The following is a 12,933-nucleotide window of genomic DNA, read 5'->3' on the forward strand; positions in this document are numbered from 1 at the left end:
AAACCGAAAAGATCACGGAGACACCCACCATGGAAGCCGATTACGTCATCGTCGGAGCGGGCAGCGCGGGATGCGCCATGGCCTATCGGCTGAGCGAGGCCGGCAAATCCGTTCTGGTGATCGAACATGGCGGCACCGATGCGGGGCCGTTCATCCAGATGCCCGGCGCCTTGAGCTATCCGATGAACATGAAGCGCTATGACTGGGGCTATCGCACCGAACCCGAGCCGCATCTTAACGGGCGCCGTCTGGCCTGTCCGCGCGGCAAGGTGATCGGTGGCTCCAGCAGCATCAATGGCATGGTCTATGTGCGCGGCCACGCGCGCGATTACGATCACTGGCGCGATCAGGGCGCCGAGGGCTGGGGCTATGCCGATGTGCTGCCCTATTTCAAGCGGCTCGAATCCTGGGATGATGGCGGCCATGGCGGCGATTCTTCATGGCGCGGTCAGCATGGCCCCTTGCATGTCGGGCGCGGGCGCATGGCCAATCCTCTGACCCGCGCCTTCATCGAGGCAGGCGGGCAGACCGGTTATCAGCTGACCGATGATTACAACGGCGCCAAGCAGGAGGGGTTCGGCCCGTTTGAGATGACCGTCTGGAAAGGCCAGCGCTGGTCGGCGGCGAATGCCTATCTGAAACCGGCGCTCAAGCGCGAGAACTGCGATCTGCTGCGCGGTCTGGTGCAGAAGGTGGTGATCGAGAATGGCCGCGCCACCGGGGTCGAGGCGATCATCAAGGGCCGCCGCGAAGTTGTGCGTGCGCGCGCCGAAGTGATCCTTGCGGCGTCCTCGATCAACTCTCCCAAGCTGCTGATGCTGTCGGGGGTCGGTCCGGGGGCGCATCTGGCCGAGCATGGCATCGCATTGGTCGCCGACAGGCCCGGTGTCGGTGCGAACCTGCAGGACCATCTTGAGCTCTATATCCAGATGGCGGCCAGTCAGCCGGTGAGCCTTTACAAATACTGGAACCTCTTTGGCAAGGCATGGGTCGGGGCCAACTGGTTGTTGAACAAGCAGGGGCCGGGGGCATCGAACCAGTTCGAAAGCTGCGGCTTCATCCGGTCGCGTGCCGGTGTGGACTACCCCGATGTGCAGTTCCATTTCCTGCCGATTGCCGTGCGCTATGACGGTCAGGCCGCCGCCGAAGGGCACGGCTTTCAGGCGCATGTCGGCCCGATGCGCAGCCCGTCGCGTGGGTCGGTCACCCTGCGCAGCGCCGATCCCGGCGACGATCCGGTGATCCGCTTCAACTACATGAGTCATGAAGACGACTGGCGTGATTTCCGCACCTGCATCCGACTGACCCGCGAGATCTTCGCGCAGCAGGCGTTCGCGCCTTATGCGCGGCACGAGATTCAGCCCGGCGCCGATGTCCGGAGCGATGATGAGCTTGATGGCTTCATCCGCGAGCATGCCGAAAGCGCCTATCATCCCTGTGGCACCTGCCGCATGGGGCGGCGTGACGATCCGGGCGCCGTGGTCGACAGCGAGGCGCGGGTGATCGGCGTGGATGGTTTGCGCGTGGCCGACAGCAGCATCTTTCCCCGGATCACCAATGGCAATCTCAATGCGCCGTCGATTCTGGTGGGGGAAAAGGTGGCCGATCACGTCCTGGGCCTCCCGCCTCTGGCGCCCGACAATTCAGAGCCTTGGATGCACCCCGATTGGCGGACCTCGCAGCGCTAAAGCGTTTCGCCCAAGTCGAAAAATCGCCCGGTCGCGTGGTCTGGCTTGATCCGTGTCAAGGCCGTTGCGGGGGCGCTGTGCGTATCGTGGAGCGCATATCAGGAAAAGGAGCGCATCCATATGTCTCACACCCCGCACGAACTGCATGAGGAATTTCCCGACAAGGCCGAGAAAATCTCGGCACTCAAGCAAGCTGATGCGCATTTCGCACGGCTGGCCGAGGAATATCACGACCTCAATCGCAAGGTTCACCGTGCCGAGACCAATGTCGAACCGGTGGCCGAACTGGTCGAGGTGGAGATGCGCAAGAAGCGCGCCGCCCTGAAGGATGAGATCTATCAGATGCTGTCAGCCTGACGGGCCGACACCGCAGACGATAGGACACATCCCCTGGCACTCGAAGCGGTCGGCCCTGCCGACCGCTTTTCCATGCGGTCAGCCCACCCTGTAGGGCAGCACATCGCGTTCGTCGGGCATCACCTGAAGCCGTCTTTCCAACGGCGGCACCGAGCGTTGATGGCAGTCGGTCCGCTCGCAGATGCGGCAGGAAATCCCGATCGGCTCAAAGGCGCGGGCGTTGGTCAGGTCCAGATCATCGGCATAGACCAGCGCATCGGCATGTTTCACCTCGCAGCCAAGCGCAATGGCAAAGCGGCGCACTGGTGCGCCGAAACTGCCCCCCGGTTTGCTGACATCGCGCGCAAGGCTGATATAGCGCACCCCGTCCGGCGTTTCGGCCAGCTGCCGCAGGAAGCGACCCGGCGTCTCGAAGGCGCGATGCACGTTCCACAAGGGGCAGGCGCCGCCGAAGCGGGCGAATTGCAGGCGCGTGGCGGAATGGCGCTTGGTGATGGTGCCGGCCTGATCGACGCGCACGAAAAAGAACGGGATGCCCTTGGCGCCGGGGCGCTGCAGGGTGGAAAGCCGGTGGCAGACCTGTTCGATGGATGCGCCGAACCGGTTCGCCAGAATCTCCAGATCGTGCCGCGTGTCCTGTGCCGCCTGCAGGAACGGGCCATAGGGCATGAGCGCTGCCCCGGCAAAGTAATTGGCCAGCCCGATCTTGGCGATGGCGCGGGCCGCGTCCGATTGGAACCGCGCCAGATCCAACGTCGCCTCCAGCAGCTTGTCCTGCGTCAGCAAAGCGACCTGCAGCAGCATCTGGAAGGTGCGTGTCTGTGGCTCGGTATGCGAGGATAGATAGAGCACCTTGGCCTCGCGATCGAACAGTCGCAATTTGCCGCTATCGACCTCGGAGACGGTGATGCCAAGCCCCGCCAGTTTTTCGGTCGCGATGTCGCGCACAGGCCGCCGGGCGCCGTCGGGGAGCGCAAAGCGTTCGGCGGCGCGGTCCATCGCGTCGATGTAATTGTCGCAGTAATGGAAGAAATCGCGCACCTCGTCCCATGGGCTTGGCTGGGTGCGCGAATCCTCGCGGCCAAGAGCCTCGTCCAGACTGGCCAACCGCTCATGGGTCTGGCGATAGGCGCGGTGCAGTTCCAGAAAGGCGCGCGCAAGGGCCGGGGCGTTCGAGGCGGTCAGCCGCAGATCGGCCAGCGGCGGCGGATCATCGGCAAAGACCGGATCGGCCAGCGCCTCGCGCATGTCGCTGACCATGCGTTCGGCATCCCCGGTGCTCAGCTCGGTCACGTCGAAACCGAACTCCTGCGCCAGTGCCAGGACCACCGTGGTGCTGACCGGCCGGTTGTTGTTCTCCATCTGGTTCAGATAGGGCAGCGACACGCCCAGCTTCGTGGCGAAATCCTTCTGCGTAAGGCCGAGCCGCTGACGCGTCTCGCGCAGTTTGGCCCCGGCATACAGCTTTTGCGTGGGCATCCTGGTCTCCGGGATTTGCAGCTTTGCGTTCCTGGCAGGTTAGGTTTGCAAAGCGATCCGCGCAAGAGGGATCAGCCCGCGCCGGGCGGGGTCAGAGCACTGCGCAGCAGCGCCAGCGGATGGGCCTTGAGCGACAGGCGCATCGCGACGTAATCCTCGACCACCTCCTCGCCCAGGGTCATGGCGGGCAGGTGGGCGGCGGGTTCGGTCAGACCTTCGCCATCCATATCGCCTGCAAAAAGCGGCAGCGGCCGGTCACCGGCCAGCGCCTTGGCCTCCCACAGGGCGTCACGGCGGCTGAGCCCAAGCCCTGCGAAGGCATCGGCCTCGGCCAGCCGGGTGACGGTGGCGGGCGGCACACCGGCCCTGCGCCAGACATCGCCCACCTGAAGATATCCGTTGCCGCGCGCGCCGGTGATCCATGCGGCGTCCTCCTCGGCCAGCCCCTTGACCTGCCGGAATCCCAGACGCAGCGCCAGCCCGCCATTGCCATCGGGTTCCATCACGTTGTCCCAATAGCTGGCGTTGATGCAGACCGGGCGCACCGTAACCCCGTGCTCGCGCGCATCGCGCACGATCTGGGCCGGGGCGTAAAAGCCCATCGGCTGCGAATTCAGCAGCGCACAGGCGAAGATGCCGGGGTGGTGGCACTTGATCCATGCGCTGGCATAGACCAGCAGCGCGAAACTGGCGGCATGGCTTTCGGGAAAACCGTAGCTGCCAAAGCCCTCGATCTGCGAAAAGCAGCGCTCGGCGAAATCCATGTCATAGCCGTTGCGCTTCATCCCGCGCAGGAACCGGTCGCGGAATTCGCTGACGCTGCCGTGTTTCTTGAACGTGGCAAGGCTGCGGCGCAGGCGGTCGGCCTCGTCCGGGGAAAACCCCGCGCCGGTGATCGCGATCTGCATCGCCTGTTCCTGAAACAGCGGCACGCCAAGCGTCTTGCCCAGAACGGCGCCCAAGGCGTCTGATGGAAACGAGACCTGCTCCTCGCCGTTGCGGCGGCGGATATAGGGATGGACCATGTCGCCCTGAATGGGACCGGGGCGGATGATCGCCACCTCGATCACCAGATCATAGAAACAGCGGGGCCGCATGCGAGGCAGGAAATTCATCTGCGCGCGGCTTTCCACCTGAAACACGCCCACGCTGTCGGCACGGCACAGCATGTCATAGACGCGCGGATCCTCGGGCGGCAGGGTGGCCAGCGTATGCTCTTGCCCGTGATGCCGGGCCAGCAGCTCAAAGGCCTTGCGGATGCAGGTGAGCATCCCGAGGCTGAGGACATCCACCTTCAGGATGCCAAGCGTGTCGATATCGTCCTTGTCCCAGCAGATCACGGTGCGCTCGGCCATGCTGGCGTTCTCGATCGGCACCAGCTCGTCCAGCCGCCCTTCGGTGATGACGAAGCCGCCGACATGCTGCGACAGATGCCGGGGAAAGCCCTCGATCTCGTCGACCAGTTCCATGGTCTGGCGCAGGCGGCGGTCATCGGGATCAAGGCCGATCTCGCGAATTCGGTCGCGCGCCACCTGCCCCGAGGAAAAGAACCCCCAGAGCTGCGAGGACAGCGCCGATATGGTGTCCTGACTGAGCCCCATGGCGCGGCCCACCTCGCGGATGGCGCGCTTGCCGCGATAATGGATCACCGTGGCGCATAACCCCGCGCGCTGCCGCCCATAGCGCTCATAGATCCACTGGATCACCTCTTCGCGGCGCTCATGTTCGAAATCCACGTCGATATCGGGCGGCTCGTTGCGCGCCTCCGAGACGAATCTCTCGAAGACCATGGTGCCGATTTCCGGGCTGACCGAGGTGACGCCAAGGCAATAGCAGACCACCGAATTGGCCGCCGATCCGCGCCCCTGACACAGGATGTCGCGGGATCGCGCAAAGGCCACCACGTCATGCACGGTCAGGAAATAAGGCTCGTATCCCAGCTTGCCGATCAGGGTCAGTTCATGCTCCAGCATCGCGCGGACCTTGTCGCTCGCCCCATGCGGATAGCGCCAGTCCAACCCCTTCAGCGCGAGCCGCCGCAGACGCTCGGCGGGGGTTTCGCCATGCGCCACCTCGCTGGGATATTCGTAGCGCAGCTCGTCCAGCGAAAAGGCCAGCCGTGCGGCGACCTCACCGGCCTGATGCACCGCGGCCTCGTGCCCGGCGAACAGCCGCAGCATCTCGGCCTCGCTGCGCAGGCGGCACTCGGCATTGGCCAGCGCCGCCCGGCCCAGCTCGTCCACCCGCACCCCCTTGCGGATCGCGGTCATCACATCGGCCAGTTTGCGCCGCCGCCCGTGATGCATCCTCGGACAGGCCGAGGCGAGGGCCGGCAGGCCCAGCCGGTCCGCCAGCTTGGCCAGCCTGTCGAAGCGCGTAGAATCCTGCCCGTCATATTCCGGCGCCATCAGCAGATGCATCTGCGCCCCCAGCCGCCCGACCAGCCGCCGCGCCTGTGCCAGCCAGTCGGCGGCTTGCGCCGGGCCGGGCGGGTGCAGCAGCAATTCCAGCCCCTCGGCGCCCTGCAGCACATCGTCCAGCGTCAGGTGGCAGGCGCCTTTTTCCGTGCGTCGTCTGCCCGTGGTCAGCAATCGGCACAGACTGGCCCAGCCGGTGCGGTCTTGCGGCAGGGCTGTCAGGGTCACGCCCTCGGTCAGGCACAGCCGCGCGGCGGGAATCAGGCAGGGGATATTGGCCCAGTCCGGCCCGTCAGCGGCCAGCCCCTCCGGTGCGGGCGGGCCGATGGGGCCGTCACGCGCCTCAAGCGCCTGCCGCTCGGCCACCTGTCGGCCGATTTCGCGGGCGGCGGCATGGGCGCGCACGATCCCCGCCACCGAATTGTCATCGGCGATGGCGATGGCGGGCAGACCCAGACAGGCGGCACGCTGCACATACTCCTCGGGGTGCGATGCCCCGGTGAGAAAGGTGAAATTCGATGTGATGGACAGCTCGGCAAACATGACAGGACAAGATTATATTCACGTTTTGTTCTTTTGCGAGTCCTGATCTGTCTCATCCCGGCCTTTCAGCCGCTCATCTTCTTAAAGCGTTTCGCGAAAAACCTGACTCACAGATTTTCGCGAAATGCAGTGCTCCGTTCAATCATTGCACGCGTTCCGCCTGTCGCTGATGCCTCAGGTTAAAGGCGGAACGCTTTAGGGAACGGTTTCATTGAAAGGTTTCGGGCGCGCAGGGGCCACCGCGAAAACAGCTCTGCACCCGCTCCAGCGTTTTTTCCGATGGCTCGGGAAAGCCGAAACCGCCGCAGGGCGTGACAGTAAGGCCATAGCCCTCGCCGGTCTGTTCCAGAAATCCCAGATACTTGATCCCCGAACGCGCCCCGGCGCACCACGGGCCAAAGCATTGCGCGTTCAGCGTAATGGGCTGGTCGAAGGGCAGGGTGAAGCCGTCCCGCGTCAGAGCCTGCCCTGTAAGCTGCGCAGGGATAACGGTGTTTGGCGGGGTCTCGTGCTGGCGGTCCATGTCGGCCACTGGCAGCGCCGTTTCGTCGAACACCAGAACGCCGCGCACGATGACATAGGTCTCTTCGGCCTGATCGGCTTCGGCATAGCTGCGCGCGATGTCATGCGGCAGGCAGGACAGCGCCAGCGCCGGACCGGCCATCGCCGTCAGCAGCGCCAACCCCGCCAGCTCGCGGATCACAGCCGGTCTCCGAAGGCCGCAAGCACCCGTTCATAGACGCCGCGCTTGAAGGGCACGATATTGTCCAGCAGCTCTTCGGGCGCCATCCAGCGCCATTCCGAGAATTCCTGATGATCGTCGGCATCGATCCGGACCTGATCGTCGGTGCCGTGAAAGCGCAGCAGGAACCATTTCTGCTCCTGGCCCCGGAACTGCCCTTTCCACAGGCGCGGCACAAGCTCATGCGGCAACTCGTAGAGCAGCCAGTCATCGGTCTCGGCCTCGATGGTGACCAGATCGCGGGTGACGCCGGTTTCTTCCTCCAATTCGCGCAAGGCGGCCTCGCGCGGGTCCTCTCCGGCATCTATGCCACCCTGCGGCATCTGCCACGCCGGGGGCTCATGCGGCTGGCGGTCGATGCGCTGGCCGACAAAGGCATGGCCATTTTCGTTGACCAGCATGACGCCCACATTGCGGCGATAGGGCAGGCGGGCGATGTCTTCGGGTGTCATATCCGGGCCTTTCATTTCGGGCGCCACTTTTGCGAAACCGCGGGCTGCGGGTCAAGCGGGGGCGTAACGCAAACCGCCCGCCGGGCGGGCCGGCGGGCGGATCGTTGGACATCAGCGGCGGCTTACTGTGCCGGGCCACCCAGTGTGGCCAGACCTTTGAGGATGTCGATGGCATAGGCCAGCTGGTAGTCGTCTTCGCGCAGCTTGGCCGAGGCTTCGGCGCGGGCGCGCTCCTCTTCGATCTGCTTGCGCTCGTCCTCGGACAGGCTGTCATTGTCCAGACGCCCGCGCAGATCGGCTTCGAAGCGCGTGCCGCGGGGATTTTCCTCGGTCTCTTCGGTGTCGGGGCTGCGGCGCGGCTGTTCCACGACGATGTCCGGCGAGACGCCAAGCGCCTGAATCGACCGGCCCGACGGCGTGTAGTAGCGCGCCGTAGTCAACCGCATGGCGCCATCGCCGCGCAGGGGCATGACCGTCTGGACCGACCCCTTGCCGAAGCTTTTCGTGCCCACGACGATCGCTCGGTGATGATCCTGCAGCGCACCGGCCACGATCTCGGAGGCCGAAGCAGAGCCGCCGTTGATCAGAACGACAATCGGCTTGCCATTGGCCAGATCGCCCGCCGTGGCGTTGAAGCGCTCGCCATCCTGGGGGTCACGGCTGCGTGTGCTCACGATCTCGCCCTTGTCGAGGAACGCATCCGACACCTTGATCGCCTGGGTCAGCAGGCCGCCGGGATTGTTGCGCAGGTCCAGCACGATGCCACTGACCTTGTCGGCCCCACCGGCCGCTTCGATCTGTTCGGCAAGACCTTCCTCGAGGTTCTTGTAGGTCTGATCGTTGAAGGTCGTGACGCGCAGGATGACCGCATTCTGCTCGGTCCGCGTGCGCACGGCAGTCAGGGTGATCGTGTCGCGGATGATCGACACGTCGAACGGTTCCGCCTCGCCTTCGCGCACCACGGTGATGATGATCTCGCTGCCGACCGGGCCGCGCATCAGGTCGACCGCCTCATCCAGCGTCAGTCCCAGAACGCTTTCACCGTCGACATGGGTGATGAAATCCCCTGCCTCGATCCCGGCATTGTCGGCGGGCGTGCCGTCTATCGGCGAGACGACCTTGACGAAACCGTCTTCCTGCGTGACCTCGATGCCAAGGCCGCCGAATTCGCCACGGGTCTGCACGCGCATGTCAGCGGCATCCTGCGGCGACAGGTAGCTCGAATGCGGATCGAGCGAGGTCAGCATGCCGTTGATGGCCGCCTCGATCAGCTCGCCCTCGTCCACCTCTTCGACATATTGCGAGCGGATACGCTCGAATATGTCGCCGAACAGGTCCAGCTGCTCGTACACATTGGTTTGCTTTTCCGCTTCCTGGGCCAGCAGGGGGGCGGCCACTTGGGTGGTCACAACGATCCCGGCCAGCGTTCCGGCAGCGGCGGCCATAAGGAATTTCTTCATCAATCAGTCATCCTTGTCTGTCCTGAACCACTCCAGAGGATTTACCGGAGTGTTGTTTTCTCTCACTTCAATATAGAGCGTTTCCGTCTGTCTGGCACCCGTCTCCTGACCGGTCCCGGTCAGGATCACATCATCCATATCGGTCGCCCCGCCCATCAGACCAACCGGGCTGCCCCCCGGGATGACCTGTCCGGCTTCACCATAGACCACGTCGAGACCGGCAAGCACCAGCAAAATTCCGGCCTGAGGTTCCAGAATAATCACGTTTCCGTAATCCAGCAGCGGGCCGCGATAGCGCACCGTCGCGGCGGTGGGCGTCGTGACCAAGGACCGAGGCCGCGTCACCATCACAATCCCGGGACGGGTGATTCCGGCGGCGTCGGCCTCTCCGGCGCGTCGCAGGATGCGGCCATCCACCGGCAGGTTGAGTTGCCCCTTGCGGTCCTCGATCCCCGGCAGGCTTCCGGGCACCTCATCCTGGGCGATCTCGTTCAAGCCGCTGGCGAACCCCTCCAGCGTCTCGGTCGAGGCGATCAGCAAAGCGGTCTTGAGCGGGTCTTCGGTAAACCGCCGCGGCAGATCGGTGCGATCGGCAATCGCCTTGCTCAGGGCCGTGCGCGCCTCCTGCACCCCTTCCAGACCGTCGCGCAGCGTGTTGACGGCGCTTTGCTGCAGCGCGCGCAGGATGGTCACCTCTTCCAGTGTCTGGCGCAGATCGGCGGCGCGGGCATTGAGGGCCGGTGTCACGTCCGCCACGATCATCCCCGAGCGTGCCGTGCCCACCGGCCCTGACGGATGCAGCAACAGGACCGGTGCGGGCGTGTCGCCCATGGCCATCAGCACACCCAGAAGCTGGGCCACCTCGTCTTCGCGCGATTGCAGGTCACGGCTCAGGGTTTCTTCGCGGATCGCGGCCCGGCGCAACCCTTCGCGCATTGCCTGCAAACCGTCCTGATAGGCCTGGATGGTCTCGGTCAGTGCCTTGACCCGGTTGCGTGCGCCATCGGCCGCTTCCAGCATCTCGCTGGCCTCTGCAAGACGTTCGGCGGCGGCGCGCGCCGCGTCGGCGGGATCGGTCTGGGCCAAGGCGCCACCGGCTACGAAAACCCATGCCAGCGCCGCAAGCCACCTCATGACAACAGGCTCTTTCCGGTCATTTCCTCGGGCTTGGGCAGGCCCATCAGCTCGAGGATCGTGGGCGCCAGATCGGCCAGCCGGCCCTTGCCAAGCCGTGCCTCCTGCGGTCCGCCCACAAGGATCACCGGCACCGGGTTCAGCGTATGCGCGGTATGCGGCCCTCCGGACTCGGGATCGACCATGACCTCGCAATTGCCATGATCGGCGGTGACGATCATCGCGCCGCCATGGGTCTCGAGCGCGTCCAGAACTTGCCCCAGACCACGATCCACCGCCTCGCAGGCCGCCATCGCCGCCGCGAGATCGCCGGTATGCCCGACCATGTCGGGATTGGCATAGTTGACCACGATCAGATCGTAGCCCTCGGCGATGGCCGCAACCAGATGGTCGGTGACTTCGGCGGCGCTCATTTCAGGTTGCAGGTCGTAGGTGGCCACCTTGGGAGACGGCGCCATGTAGCGGTCTTCGCCGGGTTCGGGGGCTTCCTTGCCGCCGTTCAGGAAGAAGGTGACATGAGGATATTTCTCGGTTTCGGCCAGATGAAACTGCCGCTTGCCCTGTTTGGCGACCCATTCGCCAAGCGTGTTGACGATCTCTCGCGCGGGGAACACGGTCTGCATGAAGGTGTTGTGCAGGTCGGAATATTCGACCATGCCCAAGAGGGCCGCCCAATCGGGACGGGTGCCCGGATCGAAAGCGTCAAAGCCCGGTTCGGCCAACGCACACAGGATTTCGCGCGCGCGATCCGCCCTGAAATTCAAGCAAAAAAGGCCGTCGCCATCCTGTGCGCCGGGATAGTCGCCGATCACGGTGGGTGTCACGAATTCGTCGGTTTCCGAGCGGGCATAGGCGTTGGTCACAGCCGTGCGGGCGGTGCGGGCGCGCGCGCCCTTGGCGTGGATCATCGCCTCATAGGCTTCCTGCACGCGGTCCCAGCGATTGTCCCGGTCCAGCGCGAAATAGCGCCCGATCACCGTGGCGATCCGGACGCCCGGGGCCATCTCGGATTCCAGCCGTTCCAGAAAGCCGCGGGCGGATTTGGGCAGCACGTCGCGCCCGTCCGTGATGGCGTGCAGGGCCACAGGCACACCGGCCTCGGCAATCGCGCGGGTCGCGGCAAGGATGTGATCGAGATGCCCATGCACCCCGCCATCCGATACCAGCCCCATCAGATGCGCCGTCCCGCCCGAGGCTTTCATCGCCCCGATGAAAGCCTTCAAGGACTTGTTTTCAAAGAAACTTCCATCCTCGATCGCAAGGTCGATCTGACCCAGATCCATCGCAACCACGCGGCCTGCGCCAATGTTTGTATGGCCGACTTCGGAATTGCCCATCTGCCCCGTAGGCAAGCCCACATCGGGGCCATGGGTGATCAGGGTGGCATGCGGGCAGGTCTGGATCATCCGGTCGAAATTGGGCGTATCGGCCAGAACGGGCGCGTTGGCCTCGGTCCGGTCGGACAGGCCCCAGCCGTCGAGAATGCACAGGACAACGGGTTTTGCGCTACTCATGTTCTTTGCCTGCTTCCGCCTTGATGAGGGCGTTCTAGCGTTTGTGGGCGGCGGGGTGAAGCGCCGAAAAGCCGCGCCGGGCGCGAATCGGGTTAAATCACTGGGGAAAAGCCAAGCTGCGGCCCTCGGTATCGTGTCGGTATAACGTCGGTATCGCGTCGGTGCTCCTGCGCGGGATAACCGCGATTAATACGGCGCGCGTTGCGCGGCACCCCGTCAGACCCGGTAATTCAGGCCCGGTGATAGGGGCTGCCCGCCAGAATGGAGGCCGCGCGATACAGCTGCTCGGCCAGCATCACCCGCACCAGCATATGCGGCCAGACCATCTTGCCGAAGGACAGGCTGAAATCCGCCCGCTGGCGCAGCGCGGGGTCCAGACCATCGGCGCCGCCGATCACGAAGGCCACATCGCCGCGCCCCTCGTCGCGCCAGCGCGCCAGCAGGTCGGCGAAATCCGGCGAGGGCATCACCTGCCCGCGTTCATCGAGCACCGCGCAGAGCGCGCCTTTGGGCAGGCTGCGGTCCAGAAGCGCCGCTTCGGCCTCCATCCCGCCGCCCTTGCGGTCCTCGACCTCATGCAGCTGAAGCGGGCCAAGCCCCAAGGGCCGGCCCGTTCTGTCGAATCGGGTCTGGTAATCGTCGATCAATGCGCGTTCCGGGCCGGTTTTCATCCGGCCCACCGCGCAGATATGGACGCGCATTCAGCTGTCTGCAGTGGCAGCGGCCCGCGTGGGCAACCACATTTTCTCGAGCTGGTAGAAGTCGCGCACTTCGGGGCGGAAGACATGCACGACAACGTCGCCCGTGTCGATCAACACCCAGTCTCCGGTTTCCTTGCCTTCGATCTTGCTCGACACACCGAATTTCTGCTTGAGCCGTTCGGCCAGCTTTTCGGCGATCGACGAGACCTGACGCGATGACCGCCCCGAGCAGATCACCATGTAGTCGCACATGGCGGATTTGCCGCGCAGGTCGATCTGCACGATCTCTTCGGCCTTGTCGTCGTCGAGTGAGGTAAGGATGCAGTCAAGCTGTGCTTCGCTTGTCACGTCCAGAATGGGCGCCATCAGAGGCCCCCCTTGTTCAGCGGCTCCAGCCGCATCAACCGTAAAAGACAGGACATGGTCCTCCTTCGTTGCACACCGTT

General features: G+C 64.6%; 11 protein-coding genes. 2 read left to right on the plus strand and 9 right to left on the minus strand.

Going from position 1 to position 12,933, the window contains the following annotated elements:
* Window positions 1–29: 29 nt before the first annotated feature.
* Together betA and RAZWK3B_RS13970 are read left to right on the plus strand one after the other, a co-directional pair.
* Window positions 30–1,688 (plus strand): choline dehydrogenase, encoded by a 1,659-nt coding sequence (gene betA, locus RAZWK3B_RS13965; protein ID WP_007816214.1) that lies wholly within the window; start codon window positions 30–32, stop codon window positions 1,686–1,688.
* A gap of 120 nt (window positions 1,689–1,808) precedes the next feature.
* Window positions 1,809–2,045 carry an HP1242/YdcH family protein gene (locus RAZWK3B_RS13970; protein WP_007816217.1) on the plus strand — a complete coding sequence of 79 codons (237 nt, stop codon included), beginning with the start codon at window positions 1,809–1,811 and terminating at the stop codon, window positions 2,043–2,045.
* Between the two features lie 78 nt (window positions 2,046–2,123).
* On the opposite strand, the gene RAZWK3B_RS13975 is transcribed toward RAZWK3B_RS13970, so the two are convergent.
* The 9 genes from RAZWK3B_RS13975 to rsfS all read right to left on the minus strand — a co-directional run bounded on the left by RAZWK3B_RS13975 (window position 2,124) and on the right by rsfS (window position 12,853).
* The gene (locus tag RAZWK3B_RS13975; protein ID WP_007816219.1) at window positions 2,124–3,524 is read right to left on the minus strand and encodes a helix-turn-helix domain-containing protein; all 1,401 of its coding nucleotides are present in this window, start codon (window positions 3,522–3,524) and stop codon (window positions 2,124–2,126) included.
* A gap of 71 nt (window positions 3,525–3,595) precedes the next feature.
* Window positions 3,596–6,484, minus strand: coding sequence for an error-prone DNA polymerase (locus RAZWK3B_RS13980; protein WP_007816221.1), 2,889 nt, complete (start codon window positions 6,482–6,484; stop codon window positions 3,596–3,598).
* Window positions 6,485–6,692: 208 nt separating this feature from the next.
* Window positions 6,693–7,187, minus strand: coding sequence for a hypothetical protein (locus tag RAZWK3B_RS13985; RefSeq protein ID WP_007816222.1), 495 nt, complete (start codon window positions 7,185–7,187; stop codon window positions 6,693–6,695).
* A complete protein-coding gene (locus tag RAZWK3B_RS13990; RefSeq protein ID WP_007816224.1) occupies window positions 7,184–7,678 on the minus strand; it encodes an RNA pyrophosphohydrolase in 495 nt (164 codons plus the stop codon). Before RAZWK3B_RS13990 ends, RAZWK3B_RS13985 begins: the two co-directional genes overlap by 4 nt.
* Before the next feature lie 122 nt (window positions 7,679–7,800).
* Window positions 7,801–9,138: a S41 family peptidase gene (locus RAZWK3B_RS13995; protein ID WP_007816226.1), complete on the minus strand. Its 1,338-nt coding sequence runs from the start codon at window positions 9,136–9,138 to the stop codon at window positions 7,801–7,803.
* A 3-nt stretch (window positions 9,139–9,141) separates the two neighbouring features.
* Window positions 9,142–10,272, minus strand: coding sequence for a murein hydrolase activator EnvC family protein (locus tag RAZWK3B_RS14000; RefSeq protein WP_007816228.1), 1,131 nt, complete (start codon window positions 10,270–10,272; stop codon window positions 9,142–9,144).
* Window positions 10,269–11,786: a 2,3-bisphosphoglycerate-independent phosphoglycerate mutase gene (gpmI, locus tag RAZWK3B_RS14005; RefSeq protein ID WP_007816230.1), complete on the minus strand. Its 1,518-nt coding sequence runs from the start codon at window positions 11,784–11,786 to the stop codon at window positions 10,269–10,271. The genes RAZWK3B_RS14000 and gpmI overlap by 4 nt, the downstream gene beginning before the upstream one ends.
* Before the next feature lie 230 nt (window positions 11,787–12,016).
* Window positions 12,017–12,487, minus strand: coding sequence for a 23S rRNA (pseudouridine(1915)-N(3))-methyltransferase RlmH (rlmH, locus tag RAZWK3B_RS14010; RefSeq protein WP_007816234.1), 471 nt, complete (start codon window positions 12,485–12,487; stop codon window positions 12,017–12,019).
* Window positions 12,488–12,853 (minus strand): ribosome silencing factor, encoded by a 366-nt coding sequence (rsfS, locus tag RAZWK3B_RS14015; RefSeq protein ID WP_007816236.1) that lies wholly within the window; start codon window positions 12,851–12,853, stop codon window positions 12,488–12,490.
* Between the last annotated feature and the right edge of the window lie 80 nt (window positions 12,854–12,933).

Origin of the sequence: Roseobacter sp. AzwK-3b (genome assembly GCF_000170875.1) — a bacterium.
Lineage (GTDB): Bacteria > Pseudomonadota > Alphaproteobacteria > Rhodobacterales > Rhodobacteraceae > Roseovarius > Roseovarius litoreus.